Consider the following 18,026-nt stretch of genomic DNA (forward strand, 5'->3'; position numbering starts at 1 on the left):
CATGCCGGCAAAGTGGACCAAACGTATCATCGGCGCTGCGGCCTTAGCCGCGATCGCGGGAGGGCTGGCCTGGTTCGCCTGGCCCCGGCCGGTTCTCGTCGATCTCGCGACCGTCGCGAAAGGTCCGATCGAGGTCACGGCGGACGATGATGGCAAGACCCACGTTCGCCACGTCTACACGGTCTCGGCGCCCATCGCAGGAAAGGTCCTGAGGATTTCGCATCCGCTCGGCGAGCAGGGCCCGTCGCTTCACGTCGGCGACGAGGTCGTCGCCAACCAGACCGTCATCGCCCTGATGCAGCCGACATTGCCGGGCTTCATCGACGTGCGCTCGCGCGACCAGCTTCAGGCCGAGGTGCTGGCCGCGGACGCCGCCATCCAGCAGCAGGAAGCCGAGGTGCAGCGGATCCAGGCTGCGCTGGACTTCTCCAAGACCGAGTTTCAGCGGGCGCAGACGCTCTTGCGGACGCAGTCCACCTCGGCCCAGGCCTTCGACAAAGCAAAGTTTGACGTAGCCACTAACGAGGCGGCGCTGGCAAGCGCGAAGGCCCAGGTCGATATGCGTCGCGCGGTGCGTACCAGCCTGGCTGCCCGATTGATGGACCCAGCCAACGCCGCGCCATCAGCGGAGCCGACCTGCTGCGTCCGGGTGCTCGCGCCGGCGAGCGGACGTGTCCTGAAGATCATCCAGGACAGCGAGGCAACGGTCCTGCCCGGTACGCCGCTCATCGACATCGGCAACCCTCTCGATCTGGAGGTCGTGGCTGACCTACTCTCGACCGACGCCGTCCAGATCAAGGTCGGCGCGCCGGTCTGGATCGACGGCTGGGGCGGGGCGCCGATCACGGGTAAGGTGGCGCGTGTGGATCCCGCCGGCTTCCTCAAGATCTCGGCGCTCGGCATCGAGGAACAGCGGGTACGTGTGACCATCGACTTCAGTGACCCGCCCCAGGCGTGGTCGCAACTGGGACACGACTACCGTGTGGTCGTCCACGTGACCACTTGGAGCGCGCAGGGCGTCGTGGCTGTGCCGGTAAGCGCCCTATTCCGACAGGGTGATCAATGGGCCGTTTTTGCCGATGAGAACGGCCGTGCGCGGGCCAAGCCAGTTCAGATTGGTCACCGCAACAATCGGTTCGCCGAGGTGATGTCTGGATTGACTGAGGGGGATCAGGTCGTCGTACATCCGAGCGACCGAATTGCCGACGGAAGCAGGATTGCGCAGCGAGGCGCACCATAAGTAGAAGTGTATAAGATATCCAAGTTGTAGTAGCATATCGCGATATAGCGTTCCTCGGCGCCATCGTGCACGCAGAACGCCGCATCCGGTCCAGTGGCCGTCGCTGTTCGCACCACTATGCCGAGCGCGTCCAATCCTGCAGCCATTCGCCGAGAGGGCGATCTTGAGACCGGCCTGGCTGCGCTCGCTTTTAGCGACCTGAACGAGCGGTGGCTCCGCGGCAGCACCTGCTCCGCGCACAGCTAGTCGTGCGGATCGTGCCGATCGCACTCCGGGCACCGACCGTCCACGGCGGTGCCGAGCTGACGGCCGAACTCTTCCCTGAGAGCGTCCGATGGCCAGGTCTCGCCATCGCTCCTAACGATCTGTTTGGCGCGTTCGAAGGCATGGCTCTCGGCGGCATCGTCACCCACGCGGATGACCACCTCCTCATGGAAAGGGCAGACCATCGTGGCCCGGGTGGTCTCGAGTGCATAGTGCACGACTGCAGCGAGGTCGTCTGTGTGAAGGTTGGCGGACATCATACGATTCTCCTGCTCGAGTGCCCCCGATTGCGCCCTTTTGTTAGTCGGCAGACGGGCCTCGCCCGCCACAGCCGGTTGCCCCGGCTTGCACCGCCCGGATGCCAGTCAGCCCCGGCTTCCAGAAGGAGCGCCGAGGCCGATTTCCACTTTCGTTGAGTTCAGGGCTTCGGCGGTCCAACCGGCAGGGCCGACCGTAGTTCTACCGAACGGGCCGGCGGAGCTGCTCTAGGAGCCGACCCATGGTCGCGGTCGAAAGACCCAAGGAGTCCGAGGCTCCGCAACCGGGAACGGCACCGGCGCTCGCTCATGCCATTCGACACAATTAAGTATAGGCTCGAGCCGGCGGTTAGCCTTGACCTGCCTCAAACATGATGACCACGGCAGGGCCGCGCAAACCAAGATCGTCCTTGCGTAGCCAGCGGACAGAAACACGAACTGTGCTGCCAAGCCGAAAGAGGGAACGCCTTGCAAATAACTCCCTCTTCTGGAGCTCGGTCTCGAGGTCCCTGATCAACTCAACGCGCAGCATACCTCTAGCGCGCCGATGCGTTTCGGCTTTTCTTACTTGAGTGAGCGGATGTATTCGGCCAAATCCGATATTTCTGATCGCTGGAGCGACAGGCTTGGCATATTGGGGTGCGGCTTGAGCAGCAGGAACGCGAGATGGTTCTGATCGAACTCGGGCGTTCGCGCGACTTGGCTGAATGGTGGCGCATGGTCGATGGCATTCGTCTGGCTGGATTCGACGACATGACAGTTTGAGCACCAGCGTTTTGCGATGTCCTTGCCGTGTTGTGGATCGGCCACCGCGGATTGCGCCAGAATCGCGAACAAAAGAAATGCGAAGAAGGAGCATTTGAGTGCTTTTGACATGGTAGGTCTCTAAACGCTTTGGCTCGAGGATAGTAGACGGCACGACGACTACGATGGAAAGTCGGGACCCACCTTGTGGCGATCTGCATGCAGAGAACAGTGTGGGGCCCGTCGATAACCGGGAATCTCGCCTTTCGCTCCGCCTCCCGTTACTTCCGCTCGGCTGCAGCCTCCTGCTCCAGTCGCAAAATATGTGCGCGTAGCGCATCGAACCGCTCTTCGGCAACATCGCTGAACAACGGATCCTTAAGACCGGTTACCGCCGAGGCGATCTCCGTCCAATCCTGCGGCTTGAGCGCCTTAAGCGCAGCGGGAAAGAAGTCGCGATCTTCCATCATCATATGACGGCGCTCCTGCTCGATGAAATCGCGAACGATGGTATCCACATTTTGGCGGAGCACCTCACGATCCGCGAGCACGCTGTCGATCGCGTGAGCGACGCGACGCAAGCGTTCGGCCCCTTTTTGATGCTCGCGAGCTAGATCGCCGATCTTCGCAGCCGCAGCTGGATCACGAGCTTTTAGCTTGGCAAAGACGCGATCTTCCTGGGGATGATGATATACCTCCGGGTAGACTTCGAAATAGCTGAGTACGGCGCGAATGACTTCGTAGTCGGGACGGTCTCCGCGGTCGAACACCTCAAGTTCCCGCTCGAGGATGGCGAGCAGTGTCTCAATATTGCGATGCTCTTGCGACAGGCGTTCAATGATCATGGCAACACTCCATTGAGTGAACCGTTTGAAAGAATGATCCTCTGGCCTGTGTCTGCTTTGCGACAGATCAAATCTGGTAAATTTAGCATGCAGCCGCGCACGCTGAAATGAGTTTCGCCCGGGCAAAGGGGGCGACCAGCCTCACGCCATCACGGGGCCGCACGAAGCCGAGATCAATTGCTTCGGCCTAGATTCTTCCTGAATCGACCTCATGTGGTCGAGGACTGTGAGAGGCAATGCTGCGAACGCGATCAGAATCGCAAGACTGGCATCAACTCGGATGCTGCGTAACATGTTTCCGTCCCAACTCGCGGTCGGGCACCCACGGCAACACCGCGCGAGCGCATGCGGGCATCTTCATCGCCAAAACCGCATGCCGATTAGCAGTTCCGGCGACGGAAGGCAGAATGAGAGAGCAACCGCGCGCGCTAATGGAAGCGCAGCTCTTTAGCAGGCGATAAGGTCGGTATGTCCAAATCCCCTTGAGTAGTCGAGTAGCGAGACTATCGTGGGTGTCAGGCGAAAGACGCAGACCTCCGAAGTTTTCGGCATGGGGAGATCGAGGCTTTTCTGGTTCGGATATCGCGAGATCAAGAGCCGCAAGGCTTTTTCGAATTCGGCGGGATCAGTTACGAGCTTCGCACGTGCCGCCATCGATAGACCCGCGATGTCCATCACCCGGGCGGGATCGTCGTCCACCGTTAGCGAGACCCGATCGTCCCTCGCAAGGTTGGCGGCCTTCTGGCTGTCCGCTCCGCAAAGAAAATAGATGACGAGTCCATCGTTGGCGTAGCCAACGGTGGTCACCTGGGGCCAGCCGTCAGGTCGTACGGTAGCGATCCTGGTGGTCCGGTGCTGATCCAGAAGCCGAAGGATTTTCCGCCTGAACATTTCGTCCATTGGCCGCCTCCGATTTCAGTCAGTTTAGCCCCGTCGTAGCGGGCACGTTTTGAGGCAGGTCAAGTGTGGAGGAACGGCCGCGAAGCCTGGGCGCAGTCAGCGTGCCCATACGCCCGGGGCAATCGCGCCAATCGCTTTCGGCAGGCGCGGTGCCATTTGGCGGTCATACTTGTCGCTATAGCGAGCCCGATCACCACACGGGCTCACCCTTTGAGCTGCATCAAGCTGGCTTTCAAAGGCAGCGACATCATGTGGGTAGGAGGGCTGCTTCGATGCGCCGATTTGCCATGAAAGCTCTATTCTCGGCTCTGGCTTTCAGAAGAACCGAGAAGGAGCGAGTCGATTGGGATCGAAACATCTTGATCCTCTCGACGGCAGTGACCGTCGGGTTGGTTGCTCTCTATGTCTACGGCAAGGCAACCTCACGCTGGTGAACTGTTTCGCGGGAACGACTGCGATGATGCGATGCTTGCTGATACTTGCGACAATAGATCTATGGTCGAGCACCGGCGCCCGCGCGCTCGACGAGGAACAGCAACATGGCAAAGAGTTGTTACAAAGAATGTGCGCACGCTGTCACTCCGTTGGCAGGACCGGGGCAAGTCCTAACAGGCGAGCGCCGCCCTTTCGCAGCTTTAGCGAAACCAAGCTCTACGATAGTGACTTCCTGGAGCGACTACAGGAGGGCTACAGCAGCATTCATCCTTCAATGCCGACCTTCCGCTTCAACAGGGATGATGCGGTAGCAGCCTTGAACTACATGAAATCAATTCAGGAACCACCTAAGCCGGGACGCAAATAGCTGCGGAATGAGACCATGTCGTTTGAGCGGGTTCTGCGATGGGCCCTGGTTGCGATCGCAATCGCGGGATTGACCGCGGGTATTCTTGCGCGAGCCGCGGGTCGGCCTGATCTGGCCGACCTCGCATGGGCAATCGGCACGGCGCCCGTGATAGGAGGACTGGCGGTCTCGATCGTCAGGGATCTTCTGAGCGGTCGCCTTGGTGTGGACGCTATTGCGCTGCTGTCCATGAGCGCGGCGTTGGCGCTTGGCCAGCCGCTTGCAGGGGCCGTGGTCGCGTTGATGTATTCCGGCGGCAACGTGCTGGAAGACATCGCGGTCGCTCGCGCGGAGCGCGACCTGCGGTCGCTGGTGGATCGTGCTCCGCGCCAGGCCCATCGCAAGAGCGGCGAACGGATTGAAGATGTTCCGGTTGATGCAATCTCGGTCGGCGAAGGACTCCTGGTCCGGGCCGGTGAGATCATTCCGGTCGACGGAATTGTCGGCTCGGCTTTTGCCACCATCGACGAGTCCGCCGTTACTGGCGAACCAATCCCGGTCGAAAAAGCGCGTGGGAGTGCCGTTCTGTCAGGTTCGCTGAACGCGGGTGAGACTTTCGAGTTGACCGTGACTGCGCCGGCCGGCGAGAGCACCTATGCTGGCATCGTGCGCATGGTGACGGCGGCGCAAACGGCAAAGGCGCCCTTTGTGCGGCTTGCCGATCGCTACGCGCTGATCCTTCTGCCGGTGACGATTGCGATCGCCTTCGTGGCGTGGCGGATCTCCGGTGATCTGAGCCGCAGTCTTGCCGTACTCGTGGCGGCGACGCCTTGCCCGCTGATCCTGGCTGCACCGGTCGCTTTCATTGCCGGCGTCGCGCAAGCGGCGCGCCGCGGCATCCTGGCCAAGGGCAGTGGGGCGCTCGAGGCGCTGGCGCGCGCGCACACAGTGTTGTTTGACAAAACAGGCACCCTGACCGTCGGAGGGGCGCGGCTGCTTTCGATCGAGGTCGCACCGGGAGAGGACCCTGACGAGGTTCTAAGGCTCGGAGCATCGCTCGAGCAGGCTTCACATCATGTGCTTGCCAAGACCGTCGTAGCGGCGGCCATCGATCGTGGCCTCGAGCTGAAAGCACCCGAACAAGTCAAGGAGACGATGGGCTCGGGCTTGAGCGGCCTGATCGATGGACAGCGGGTCACCGCTGGCTCGCGGCAGATGCTTCCCTCGAATGCGGAGCTGTCGCCGTGGGAGCTGCGGGCAATCCGGCGCGCCTCGTGGCGCTCGGCGCTGATAGTCTTTGTCGCCATCGACCGGCGTATGATCGGCGCGCTGCTGTTGGCCGACGAGCTGCGGGCTGATACGCCGCGGGCGATCCGGCTGCTGCGCGACGCGGGCGTCGCGCGCATGGTGATGGTCACCGGCGACCGCGCCGCGGCGGCGCAGGCCATCGGAGCGGCCCTCGACCTTGATACCGTGCTGGCCGACCGCGTCCCTTCGGACAAGGTCGAGGCGGTGCGCACCGAGCAAAGGCTGCATCCGACAATCATGGTCGGCGACGGCATCAACGACGCCCCGGCACTAGCCGTAGCCGACGTCGGGGTCGCGCTCGGGGCGCGGGGCGCCAGCGCTTCATCTGAGGCGGCTGATGTGGTGATCTTGGCCGACCGCCTCGACCGTGTGGGCGAAGCGATCATAATTGCGCAGCGGGCGCGGCGGATTGCCCTGCAAAGTATTGTCGTCGGCATGGGGCTCTCGCTCGTCGCGATGGTCGCTGCCACTCTGGGTTGGCTCACCCCGGTGCCGGCGGCGATCGCGCAGGAGGTGATCGATGTCGCCGTCATCCTGAACGCGCTGCGCGCGCTCACTCCGGCCCTCGGCGCTGGTGGCCGTCGCATCACCCCGGAGCAGGGGCTGACATTGCGTCACGATCATCAGACCTTGTTCAGGGACCTCGACCGGCTGCGCAAGATCGTCGATGCCCTGGACGACCTGACGCCCGAAGCCGCCGGGACATTGATCGGAGAGGCCCAGCGGCTGGTTCAGGGCAGCGTCGTGAAACACGAGCGCGACGACGAAGACAGCGTCTATCCTAAGCTTGCGGAGGTGCTGCGCGAGCGCCATGGCCTCTCTGCCATGAGCCGCGCCCATCGCGAGATCCTGCATCTTGCCCGGCTGCTCAGCCGGATCGTCGAGGACATGCCCTCGGAGAAAATGGACCGCTATATCGTGCGGGACGCACAACGTGTGATCGAGGCGATCGAGACGCTGGTGCGCATGCACACCGCCCAGGAAGAGGATATCTACGAAGCCGTGTCGGCTTAGGCCCCAGTCTAGCGACACATCTCTCCATTCCGGCGCAAACGAGGTATGCCATCGCCAAGCAGGAAGTTGTTGACCCGCTGATACTCCCGAAATTTCCGCATGCTCTGTCCGTGGCGGAGCTGCTCGGGCAGTTGCGCGTGTCCGGCGCCGAGGGGTTGTCCGAATCGGAGATCAGCGCACGGCGAAAGCATTTCGGCGCGAACGCCATCGCCTCGCGACGTCCAGCCGGCGTGCTGCGCCTGCTGCTGCACCAGTTGAGGAGTCCAGTAGTCTATCTCCTGAGCGGCGCAGCCGGTCTGGCGTTCTATTTCGGCGAACTCGAGGAGGGCAGCGCCATCTTTGCGGTGCTTGCCATCAACACGCTGATCGGGTTCGTGACCGAGTTGAAGGCGGTCCGATCGATCGACGCTTTGCGCGCGCTCGGCACGCGGACCGCCCGTGTCCGACGCGAGGGGCGGGTTCATGTGATCCCGGCCGAGGAACTGGTTCCGGGCGATGTCGTGGTCTTGGAGGCTGGTGATGCCGTTTCGGCCGACCTGCGCCTCATTGAGACATCTCGTCTTTCAGCGGACGAGTCATCGCTGACCGGAGAATCAGTCGCCGTCGACAAGCAGATCGAGCGGGTCAGCACAGACACCCGTCTCGGCGATCGCGCGTCGATGGCGTTCAAGGGCACCGCGATTACGCGCGGCACCGGCGCTGGTGTCGTAGTCGCGACCGGCTTCCTTACAGAACTCGGCCGGGTGACGCGGCTAGTTCTTGAAGCCGATCCGGGCAGTTCGCCCATTGAGCGCAAGCTCGAGCGCCTGTCGGTGCAGCTCGTCTGGGCGACCATCGCTGTTGCCGTAATCATCGGTGCTGTTGGTCTCATGAGTGGGAAAGACCCTCTCCTGATGATCGAGGCATCTATCGCGCTCGCCGTTGCCGCGATTCCCGAGGGTCTGCCCATCGTCGCGACGCTTGCGCTCGCCCGTGGCATGTGGCGCATGGCGCAGCAAAATGCACTGATCGAACGTCTCTCGGCGGTCGAGACGCTCGGGGCGACCACGGTTATTCTCACCGACAAGACCGGTACTTTGACCGAAAATCGGATGACGGTGCGACGGCTCTGCACATCCTCAGGCGAGATCGAGCTCGGGACCGGCGCTCCAGAGGGAGGCGAGGGTCCGCAGGTCGCCGACGATCCGCAGGCGGCCGAATTGCTCCGGATCGCGGTCCTATGCAACGACGCGCATCTCGATGGTTCCGAGGAGCGCGGCAGCGGCGATCCCATGGAGATCGCGCTTCTGCGTGCCGGGCTACGCGCCGGCTTCAGGCGGACAGCCTTGCTGGAAGGGCACGGCGTCGTACGTAAGCATGCGTTTGATCCCGCGACCAAAATGATGGCGACCGTTCATGAGCATGGCGATGGTGTGCTGATCGCCGTGAAGGGAGCGCCCGAGGCGGTCCTGGCAGCAACAACGCTCGTAGCCGTCGGTAATAGCGAGGTCGCGCTTGATGACGCCATGCGAGCGGAGTGGCTCAGCCGAGCCGATCGGCTCGGCCATCAGGGCCTGCGGGTGCTCGCCTGCGCAACGAAAATCCATCAGCTGGCCGATGCTGTACCATACGACAGGCTGGTGCTTGCTGGTCTTGTTGGCCTGGAAGACCCCGCGCGGGCCGACGTGCCACCGGCCATCCAGGACTGCCGGCAATCGGGAATTCGCGTCGTCATGGTCACTGGCGATCACGTGGTGACGGCGAAAAGTATCGGCCGAGCCGTCGGTCTTGGGGAGAACGTTGCGAATGTCGTGGAGGGCAAGAATATCAGGCAGATGATTGAAACCGGGCAGCCTGCGCTCCGAGACATCGGAATTTTTGCGAGAGTAACTCCAGATGAAAAACTCGCCCTCGTCCGGACGTATCAGGCAGCGGGCGAGATCGTCGCGATGACGGGGGACGGGGTCAATGACGCGCCTGCTCTGCGGCAGGCCGATATTGGCGTGGCGATGGGATTGCGCGGCACCGATGTCGCTCGCGAGGCGGCCGCCATGATTCTGCTCGACGATTCGTTTCCGACCATCATCAGGGCCATCCGCGAGGGCCGCGTGATCTTCGCTAATATCCGTCGTTTCGTCGCCTACCTTCTGTCCTGCAATCTGAGCGAGGTGTTGGCGGTCGGCCTTGCCGTGTCGCTGGCGCTTCCTTCGCCGCTCCTGCCGCTGCAAATTCTGTATCTCAATCTGGTGACAGACGTATTCCCCGCTTTCGCGCTTGCCATGGGTGAGGGCGAGGAGGGCATCCTCAAGCGGCCGCCTCGCGATCCAAAAGAGCCCATCCTGGGCCGCCGGCAATGGATCACGATCGTCCTGCACGGGGCGGCGTTGACCGCCGGCACGTTCGGGGCGCTGGCTGCGTCGTCCTGGCTCGCTCTTGATGTCCGATCAACGGTCACCACCACGTTCCTCACGCTCGCCTTCGCCCAGCTCTGGCACGCGTTCAACATGCGTGATCAGCGCTCGCCGCTCTTCGTCAACGAGGTGACGCGGAACGGCTGGTTGTGGGGTGCGCTTTTGCTCTGTGCAACGCTGCTCGCTGTGCCACCCTATCTACCGTCGGCTGCGCATCTATTACAGCTTGCGCCCCCAACCGGTGCAATGTGGTCGATCGTGATTATCTTTAGTGTCGGACCGCTGATCGCCACGCAGACAGCCAGCGCAGCCGTCGGGGGATGGCTTACGGGAGTGCGGTGACGACGAGGAAGCTCTTGTCCTTCTTGTTGTCGACTGCTTCGGCTGCACGGAAGCGTATAGTTGCTCGCGGAAACCGCGCCACTGCAGCGCAGCCCGGATAACTCACAAAACAAGGGCAGCCGGGAGGTGGCGGCGAAGACGCTAGTTAAGCTATCCGAATAGATGCGCGAGCCAGTACGCCGCTCCGGCGGCCAATCCGCCCACGAGCAGCGTTTGCAACGCCGACTTGACCTTGTTGACGCCGGTGAAGTGTCCTTTGACGGCTCCAAAGCAGAGCAGGGCGACGCCGGTCGCGGCCACCGAGATCTGTAAGGCCGTCCCGATGTTCTGGGTGAACATGTAGGGCACGAGGGGAATCAGACCGCCCACCACATAGGACCCTCCGATCGTGGCGGCGCTGATCGGCGCGCGCTTCGGGTCGAGACGCTCCAGCCCCAATTCGAAGCGCATCATGAAGTCGACCCATCGCTGCCGGTTTGACGCGACCGCACCGACAACTGACTTGAGCACATCTCCCTCAAGACCATACTCGCGGAAGATCTGCTCGACCTCGTCAATCTCCCGCTCACGCATGTGATCGATTTCATGGTGCTCGCGCTGTTCTTCAGCGGCGTAATGCTCTGCGTCCGTGCGCGCGGCGAGATACCCACCTAGGCCCATCGCAATCGCGCCGGCCACGACCTCGGCCAATCCGGCAGTGACGATTACGTGCGTGTTGGTGACGGCCGCGGAAAGGCCCGCCGCCAGCGCGAACGGGACCGTCAAGCCGTCAGCCATCCCGATCACGACGTCACGGACGCTTTCGGAGGCGGTGAAGTGCTTTTCGATGTGCGGGGTGGCGGGCAAGGGGACGCTCCCGGTTGCGGTTCGGGGTTGCAGAGAGCTGCCTAGTCGGCAGCCCTCTTGCGGCCGGAGATCATGGAAGCCACCAGGTTCTCGCGATGCTCGAAGCTCGCGATCAACACGCCGAGGACATGCGCCACGACCAGGCCGACGGTCAGGTTGGCCAGGAATTCGTGAACGTGTTCGATCAGCTTGGAGCCCCAGTAGGCATCCGTAGTCATCATGTAGCCCGTCGCGCAGGTGCCGGCCAGCGCGACGATGAGGGCGATGATCATGGCAGCGCCGGCGGGGTTATGCCCGATGTAGCGGGGAGCCCTGAGCAGAGCGACATCGCGAAGATAGGCGAGCACCTCGCGTGGCGGACGAACGAAGTTCGAAAAGCGCGCATGTCGCGGGCCGACGAAGCCCCAGACGATGCGGATAGCGAGGAGGCCGGCGATGGTGTAGCCGGCCGCGACGTGCACCCGCTCGATCTCGTCACCGGTGGCGTAGGCCAGAACGAACAGGCTCGCCAGCGACCAGTGGAAGATCCGGACGAGCGGATCCCAGACCTTGACCGTGGCCGGCGGCATCGCGCCGCCGGCTCCGATCGTGTTGCTCACGGTTCTCATTTGCGGGCCGTCACATCTGGCCGATGATCTGGCCGTTGGTCGGGTCCACGAACAGCTCGACCCGGTTGCCGTTCTTGTCGAGCGTGTAGAGCTCCCCGCAAGCATGCTTGAGCTTGGCCTTCTGGACCTTGTAGCCCTGGGCCTCGACCTTGGCCTGCAATTGCGCGATCGGTAGCCACTGGGCCTCCGCGGCTGACGTGCACGGCTTGCCGAGGCTGCCGGCCTGGGCGGACGCCGCGCCGAGGGTCACGGCGGCGACGGTAAGGATGGCGATCTTGCGCATAGGTATCTCCTGACGGTTGCCGGCCGCACCATGCGCCGGCGATGCCGAGCAACCTGTCAGAAGCGGCCTGACCGCCGCCTGTTGAGCCAAGTCAGCTATTTGTCAGGTGAAATCTGGCATCCATATTTCCGGATGATGACGTTGCGCCCATACCGAATTCGCGCCCTGATCCTTGCCGCGGCCCTTGTGGCCGCGGGCGGCGGGGCACCGGCGTTCGCCCGCGACCACGATGACGCGCGGCGGGCCGTCGAGGCCGGCGAGATCCGTCCGTATGCCGATATTCTCAATGTGGTGAAAGGGAAGCTTCCGGGAGAGGTCGTCGGCGTGAAGCTCGAACGCGAAGCTGGTACCTGGATGTATGAGCTCCGCGTGATCGACGACAAGGGCCGGCTGTTTGAGGTGCTCTCGTGGAGGAACGGGGCTCGCATCCTGATTGCAGCGGCGGTCCTGAATTTTCCGTCTATATCCATGGCCGAGGGTGGAGTGAAACTCAGCCCTGAGCAGGCAATAAGCCTGGGAGTTCGCGTCGTTCATCCCGTTGCCAGTCCAACCGACAAGACACTGCCTTATCCGGCACAGATCGTAGTCCCTACGCCGCAAATGTGGGTTGTTAGCGCTCCTGTGGCCGGCATGGTAATCAACCTCTTGGTGGCGCGAGGTGACCGTGTCGCTGCTGGGCAGCCGCTCGCTTTCATGGAGAGCCCAGGCTTCGTGTCGCAGCAGCGCGACTACCTCCATGCCGTTGCGCAGGACGTCCTGGCAGCTCAGCAACTCAACCGCAACACCCAGCTATTTCAAGGGAATGCGGTAGCGCAACGCGTTCTTGAGGCGAGCCAGGCTGAGGCACGGCAAGCGAGCATTGCGGTCGCGGAGCGTCGTCAGATGCTTCGTCTCAGTGGCCTCTCAGATGAGACAATCTCAAAACTGACCAGCGAGGCAGCGATCAGCGCGACGCTTACGGTTGCCGCGCCGCGGAGAGCAGCGGATCCTTCATCGTGGTTACGTTGGTTACGGGAATGCCCGGGTAGAATACGGCAGCTTGGGCCAGACTATCCGTCAACTGGCGCAATTCGTACGCGGCAAGTTCCCAGTTCTTCGACTTGCCCGCGAACCACAGTTTCAGGTGCTGAAGCTGGGCCGCGTTCATAACTTCGACTAGGCGGGGCGCGTATTGTTTTACAGTTGGGGAAGGTTCGAAGTCCGATTGGGCAGTTGCCGATGTGCCAGCGCTTGCCAAGATCGCAAGAGCCAAGCACGAATTCCGTAGAGTCATTTAGCAGGTCTCCAGAAATGTCGTCCCTGAGGCGGTTGGTGTGGTGCTCGCCGAAGCTCCCACCAACTAGGGTCGGAGATGCCGCGCCAATTCCAACCAGGCCCCTGTCGCTCGAACCGCATCACGAGCCCTCATTGCTCCAATGTCTTCAGGAAGGCCATGAAATCGCCAACCTGGTCCGCGTCAAAACGAAATTCCGGCATCGTTGGGTGCCCCGTGACGATGCCCTCGGCCAGGGCCTCCTGCAGCATCTCGATTGGATATCGTTCGTGTAACGTCCTGAACGGGGGTGCGATCCTAAGCGGGCTGGGGCTGACCTTGTCGGTCGAGTGGCACTTCGCACAATACAGCAGCGCAAGGCGCCGGCCTTGCTCGACGCTTGAAGCCGCAGTTGGGTCTGAGGAGAGAAGAAAATTCGCAGCAAGCATGGCGCCTGCGATGGCACGTACAGTTCTCCTCACATCGCGCTCCATCAATGCGACATCATGACAGGAACGGTCATACTGCGGAACGTCTCCTGCGTGACACCGCCGAACACCGCTTCCTGGAATCGAGAATGGCCGTAACCGCCCATGACCAGTAGGTCGAGGCTTTCATCCGCAGCGATGGACAGGATGCTCGCTTGCAGATTACTACGGTCGGCTTGAAGCGAAACGGCCTTTGCCGGCAAGCCCTTCCGCGCGAGGTGCGTCAGGAGGCGTTCGGGCGATGCGTCGGACGGTACCTCGGATGCATTCAGGGTGACGGTCGTCAGAGCGTCTGCCTCGGTGATGAATGGCATCGCGTCCCGTAAGGCGCGGGCGGCAAGGCGACTGCCGTCCCAGCAGATGCCGACGCGTGCCGCCTTGAACGTACCCCGGAAAGTATAGGGAATGAACAGCAAGGGCCCACCCGACTGTAACAGAAGCTCCTTAGGAAGCTGGTTGTCGAACGTATCGCAATCAGGGTCGCCTTGTGACACGATCGTCAAATCATAGAGGCGAGCCGTTGCCCCAGCTTTCGAAACGGTCTCGGCAGGAGTCTCGCTCAGGGCGTATTTCCCGTAGTTGATTCGGGCGTTCTTCGCCTCGATCTCGAAAATGCGCAGTGCGGCTTGGGCGCGTTCCAGCGCACGTTCATACTCGAGTTGCAGCGATGCTGCGATGGCCGCGCCGCCTTCCGCAACAAAAGGCACGTTCGTCGAAGCATATCCTGTTGCAAGTGCATCCAGATGCGCGCCAGCACTCATCGCCAGGGAAACGGACGCATCGATGGCGGGGCGCGGCGAGCGCTCCGTTGGAATATGCACCAGTAGATCTTTGAACATGCGCGCCTCCCGTTTCGATCTTGCCGCCGAAGAGCAGCACATGTCGCCACTGGGAGTCTTGACGCACGTCAAAAGCGGTACCAGGAGCGCCGGATATCGTCCTAACCGCGTAGGCGGGAGTGCTAGACATGGCGCGGGTGGCATTGGTGACGGGCGGTACCAGAGGTATTGGTGCCGCCGTATCTCAAGCGCTTCAGACGGCGGGCTACCGCGTAGCTGCCACCTATGCCGGAAACGCCGAGGCGGCCAAAGCATTCATGAGCCGAACGAGCATCCCCTCCTATCAATGGGACATTGGTGATTTCGATGCTTGCGCCATCGGAGTGAAGTCCGTTGAGGCCTCGCTCGGACCGATCGACGTTCTTGTCAACAATGCCGGGATCGTTCGTGACGCGACGCTTCACAAGATGAGCAGGACGCAATGGGATGCCGTGATCCGCACCAATCTCGACGGTGCGTTCAACATGTGCCGACAGGTGATCGACGGCATGCGTGCGCGACGATACGGTCGAATCATCAATATCTCGTCGATCAACGGACAAAAAGGCCAGTTCGGTCAGACCAACTATTCTGCCGCGAAAGCCGGCGAGCTTGGATTCACCAAGGCGTTGGCGCTGGAAACAGCCCGCCTCAGAATCACGGTCAACGCCATCTGCCCGGGCTATATCCATACCGAGATGCTGGATGCCGTGCCGCGAAATGTGCTGGAGGAGAGCATTCTGCCGCAAATTCCGGTCGGCCGTCTCGGTCGACCGGAAGAGATTGCGCGCGCCGTCGTGTTTTTGGCGGCAGAAGAGGCGGGTTTCATCACCGGATCGACACTGTCGATCAACGGCGGCCAGTACATGACTTGAGCGTCAACCGACCGTTATCGCGTCCAACTAGCTCAAGACGTTCACTCCCGGGCCTTACGGATTTGAAACTGCGAGGCGCTTGGCAATCTCCGCGGAGATGAGATACGTGACCGCGATAGCGAATATCGTCGCCACGAGCGCCGCAGGAGGAGCGGTAAAGCCGAATAGCTGTCCCCACGGGCCGAGTGCAAGCCCAACGCCGACGATTAGGGCGCCGAGGGATGTCGCAATCAAGATGGTGTGAGGACGGTTTGCGCGCCATGGCTTCCGGCGGGACCTGATTACGAAAATCACCAGGATCTGCGTCGATATCGATTCCACGAACCAGCCGGTCTGGAACTGCGCCGCATTCGCTTCAAATAGCTTCAGAAGTACGGCGAAGGTAATCACGTCAAACACGGAAGAAACAATTCCCATGATGATCGTGAAACGAAGGATGCTTGCCATGTTCCAGGTTTCCGGTTGCGCAAGGTCTTCGCGGTCGACTTCATCGAAAGGGATGCCGATTTCGGAGAGGTCGTAGATCAGGTTGTTCAGCAGGATCTGCAGCGGGAGCAACGGCAGGAACGGAAGAACGATCGAGGCCAGGGCCATCGAGAGCATGTTGCCGAAGTTCGAGCTCGTTCCCATTCGGACATACTTCAGGATGTTGGCAAAAGTTCTGCGGCCTTCGCGCACGCCGGCCGAAAGGACTGAGAGATCGGGAGCCAGCAGGATCATGTCGGCGGCCGCGCGGGCGACTTCGGTTGCGCCCGTGACGGATATGCCGACATGGGCTGCATGGATGGCGGGGGCATCGTTGACGCCGTCCCCCATGAAGCCGACCACGTGATTGCGATGCCGGAGTGCAGCAATGATTCGTCGTTTCTGATCGGGATCGATGCGGGTAAACAGATCGATGTTATCGACCCGGGCCGTGAGCGCAGCGTCGCTGAGCTCCGAGATCTCGGCGCCGGTCATGATACGATCAGACTGAAGACCCACCGATCGCGCGACATGCGAGACCACTGCGCCGTGGTCACCCGAGAGAATCTTTACCGTTATGCCTAGCGAGGTAAGGGCTTCAATGGCTGAGGCTGCATCCTGCTTCGGTGGATCAGCGAAGACACAGAACCCGGTCATGGTCAGATCCGCCTCGTCGGCGACCGCAATCGTCTGCTGCTCATGCGGAACAGACCTGACGGCGACGGCAAGAAGCCGAAGACCGTCGCGGGCATATTGATCCTGAGTGTCCCTCATTTTTTGCTGCCAGGCGGCGTCGAGCGGATAGGACAGACCATCGATGTCCACGGCGACGCAGCGGGCCAGGACGGATTCTGGAGCGCCTTTTGCGATCAAGACGTGTTCGTCGTTCTGTGCCACCAGTACCGACAGGCACCTTCGCTCGAAGTCGAACGGCACTTCCGAGAGTCGAACCCAGCCATCTATGCTGCCGTTCCGCGCGGAGAGTATCGCATCGTCGAGGGGACTTCTGATGCCGGCCTGGAAGGTGCTGTTGAGGCACGCGAGGCTCAAGACCCGCTCGCTAGGTCGCCCCTTCGGATCGACATGTGCTTCGAGCGTGATTTTGGCTTCCGTCAGCGTGCCGGTCTTGTCCACGCAAAGCGTGTCCATGGCCCCCAGATCATGGATTGCGGACAGTCGCTTGACGATAACTTTTCGGTCCGCCAAGCGCAGCGCGCCGCGGGCGAGCGTCACCGTCATCACCATGGGCAGCAGCTCAGGCGTCAGGCCGACGGCGAGTGCGACCGCGAACAGGAAGGATTCCAGTGCGGCGCGTTGCGCGACGAGATGAGCAAACAACACAAAGAGGGTCAGAAAGAGCGTAAGCCGAAGGATCAGGAGTCCAAGCTTGTGCACACCCTGTTCGAGAGCCGTTGGCGGAGCATTGGCCGCCAGTGCCGCAGCGATCGCGCCAAACCGGGTCCGGCTTCCGGTTTTCACCACCAACATCCTGCCGCTTCCGCCGACGGTACTGGTTCCGGCGAACAGGGCATTCGTCGCCTCCGCCGGCGATGCCGCGGAGCAGGGATCGTCGGTCTTGAAAGCGGGAAACGGCTCACCCGTCATCAAGGCCTCATTGATCTGCAATTCCTGGGCATCAAGGACGATGCCATCGGCGGGTATGAGGTCGCCGACACGGAGCTTCACGATGTCTCCGGGGACGAGCGCCGTCACCGGTACCGTAACATCCCTGCCATCCCGGACGGCGTCGGCCTGAATGGCAACCGAGTCCCGCAACGCTTCGGCAGTCCGCTCGGCGCGATGTTCCTGAACGATGTCCAGTGTGAGGGACAGAGAGAGCACGGTTGCGATAATCGCGAAACTTCCAACGTCGCCGCTAAGTCCGGATACGAGCGCGGCCGCCAGGAGCATCGCAATCAAGGGGTTCCAAAGCCGTTGCCCGAACTTGCGCAGGACCGACCGGCGTTGAGAGGCATCAGCGTGGTTTGCTCCGAATATCGCGAGGCGCCGTTCGGCTTCGACCTGCGAAAGTCCGTCGGGGCCAGAGCCTAGCGCGCGGTAGAGGGCGTCCTTTGGTGTTTGCCAGAAGTCGGCTGCGGCCAAAACTGTGGCCGCGCTAGGCTGCTCGATCATCGAAAGGCTCGCCGGCTTGTTGGTCCCTCGACCAGCAAGGTAAGAGGCAGTTCAATCCTTGGCTTGATGCAGCTCAATTCGGTCTCAGACAACACAGTTAGGTTGCGGAGGCCAAAGGAGTTCACCATGTCGCCTCCTGCATCCGTCAACCGCCTTCCCATAGCTTCGAATTC

At 61.8% G+C, this 18,026-nt stretch carries 15 protein-coding genes and 1 pseudogene; 6 read left to right on the forward strand and 10 right to left on the reverse strand.

Annotated features, from left to right (window positions below):
- The first annotated feature begins 1 nt into the window (after window position 1).
- On the forward strand, window positions 2–1,240 hold the full coding sequence (locus ACTGJ9_RS13430) for an efflux RND transporter periplasmic adaptor subunit (protein WP_456677432.1): 1,239 nt from the start codon (window positions 2–4) through the stop codon (window positions 1,238–1,240).
- A gap of 242 nt (window positions 1,241–1,482) precedes the next feature.
- On the opposite strand, the gene ACTGJ9_RS13435 is transcribed toward ACTGJ9_RS13430, so the two are convergent.
- From ACTGJ9_RS13435 to ACTGJ9_RS13450, 4 genes are all read right to left on the reverse strand, one after another.
- On the reverse strand, window positions 1,483–1,764 hold the full coding sequence (locus ACTGJ9_RS13435) for a hypothetical protein (protein WP_456677433.1): 282 nt from the start codon (window positions 1,762–1,764) through the stop codon (window positions 1,483–1,485).
- Between the two features lie 561 nt (window positions 1,765–2,325).
- Complete coding sequence (locus ACTGJ9_RS13440; protein ID WP_456677434.1) at window positions 2,326–2,637, reverse strand: c-type cytochrome; 312 nt, start codon at window positions 2,635–2,637, stop codon at window positions 2,326–2,328.
- A 149-nt stretch (window positions 2,638–2,786) separates the two neighbouring features.
- Complete coding sequence (locus ACTGJ9_RS13445; protein ID WP_456677435.1) at window positions 2,787–3,350, reverse strand: hemerythrin domain-containing protein; 564 nt, start codon at window positions 3,348–3,350, stop codon at window positions 2,787–2,789.
- Window positions 3,351–3,797: 447 nt separating this feature from the next.
- Window positions 3,798–4,250, reverse strand: coding sequence for a pyridoxamine 5'-phosphate oxidase family protein (locus tag ACTGJ9_RS13450; protein WP_456677436.1), 453 nt, complete (start codon window positions 4,248–4,250; stop codon window positions 3,798–3,800).
- Window positions 4,251–4,710: 460 nt separating this feature from the next.
- Between ACTGJ9_RS13450 and ACTGJ9_RS13455 the strand changes: the two genes are divergently transcribed.
- From ACTGJ9_RS13455 to ACTGJ9_RS13465, 3 genes are all read left to right on the forward strand, one after another.
- Window positions 4,711–5,052, forward strand: a complete 342-nt coding sequence (locus ACTGJ9_RS13455) for a c-type cytochrome (RefSeq protein WP_456678515.1) — start codon at window positions 4,711–4,713, stop codon at window positions 5,050–5,052.
- 15 nt (window positions 5,053–5,067) lie between these two features.
- Window positions 5,068–7,353: a heavy metal translocating P-type ATPase gene (locus ACTGJ9_RS13460; protein ID WP_456677437.1), complete on the forward strand. Its 2,286-nt coding sequence runs from the start codon at window positions 5,068–5,070 to the stop codon at window positions 7,351–7,353.
- 137 nt (window positions 7,354–7,490) lie between these two features.
- Window positions 7,491–10,085: a cation-translocating P-type ATPase gene (locus ACTGJ9_RS13465; protein WP_456678516.1), complete on the forward strand. Its 2,595-nt coding sequence runs from the start codon at window positions 7,491–7,493 to the stop codon at window positions 10,083–10,085.
- 150 nt (window positions 10,086–10,235) lie between these two features.
- Here the strand turns inward: ACTGJ9_RS13465 and ACTGJ9_RS13470 are convergent, their stop codons facing one another.
- Genes ACTGJ9_RS13470 through ACTGJ9_RS13480 form a run of 3 tightly spaced genes read right to left on the reverse strand, consistent with a single transcriptional unit; the run spans window position 10,236 to window position 11,822 of the window.
- On the reverse strand, window positions 10,236–10,931 hold the full coding sequence (locus ACTGJ9_RS13470) for a VIT1/CCC1 transporter family protein (RefSeq protein ID WP_456677438.1): 696 nt from the start codon (window positions 10,929–10,931) through the stop codon (window positions 10,236–10,238).
- A 41-nt stretch (window positions 10,932–10,972) separates the two neighbouring features.
- On the reverse strand, window positions 10,973–11,539 hold the full coding sequence (locus ACTGJ9_RS13475; protein WP_456677439.1) for a cytochrome b/b6 domain-containing protein: 567 nt from the start codon (window positions 11,537–11,539) through the stop codon (window positions 10,973–10,975).
- A gap of 10 nt (window positions 11,540–11,549) precedes the next feature.
- A complete protein-coding gene (locus ACTGJ9_RS13480; protein ID WP_456677440.1) occupies window positions 11,550–11,822 on the reverse strand; it encodes a PepSY domain-containing protein in 273 nt (90 codons plus the stop codon).
- Between the two features lie 468 nt (window positions 11,823–12,290).
- Between ACTGJ9_RS13480 and ACTGJ9_RS13485 the strand changes: the two are divergent.
- Window positions 12,291–12,806, forward strand: a pseudogene (locus ACTGJ9_RS13485) (efflux RND transporter periplasmic adaptor subunit); the annotation flags it as partial.
- Window positions 12,807–13,226: 420 nt separating this feature from the next.
- Here ACTGJ9_RS13485 and ACTGJ9_RS13490 read toward each other — a convergent pair.
- Complete coding sequence (locus ACTGJ9_RS13490) at window positions 13,227–13,568, reverse strand: c-type cytochrome (RefSeq protein WP_456677441.1); 342 nt, start codon at window positions 13,566–13,568, stop codon at window positions 13,227–13,229.
- Entirely contained in the window at window positions 13,568–14,401 is an 834-nt protein-coding gene (locus tag ACTGJ9_RS13495) for a universal stress protein (protein WP_456677442.1), read from the reverse strand. The genes ACTGJ9_RS13490 and ACTGJ9_RS13495 overlap by 1 nt, the downstream gene beginning before the upstream one ends.
- Window positions 14,402–14,529: 128 nt before the next feature.
- Here ACTGJ9_RS13495 and phbB point away from each other — a divergent pair, with 128 nt between their 5' ends.
- Complete coding sequence (phbB, locus tag ACTGJ9_RS13500) at window positions 14,530–15,255, forward strand: acetoacetyl-CoA reductase (RefSeq protein WP_456677443.1); 726 nt, start codon at window positions 14,530–14,532, stop codon at window positions 15,253–15,255.
- Window positions 15,256–15,309: 54 nt separating this feature from the next.
- Here the strand turns inward: phbB and mgtA are convergent, their stop codons facing one another.
- Complete coding sequence (mgtA, locus tag ACTGJ9_RS13505) at window positions 15,310–17,853, reverse strand: magnesium-translocating P-type ATPase (protein WP_456677444.1); 2,544 nt, start codon at window positions 17,851–17,853, stop codon at window positions 15,310–15,312.
- Window positions 17,854–18,026: the final 173 nt, after the last annotated feature.

This window comes from Bradyrhizobium sp. RDM12 (assembly GCF_051917485.1).
Taxonomy (GTDB): domain Bacteria; phylum Pseudomonadota; class Alphaproteobacteria; order Rhizobiales; family Xanthobacteraceae; genus Bradyrhizobium.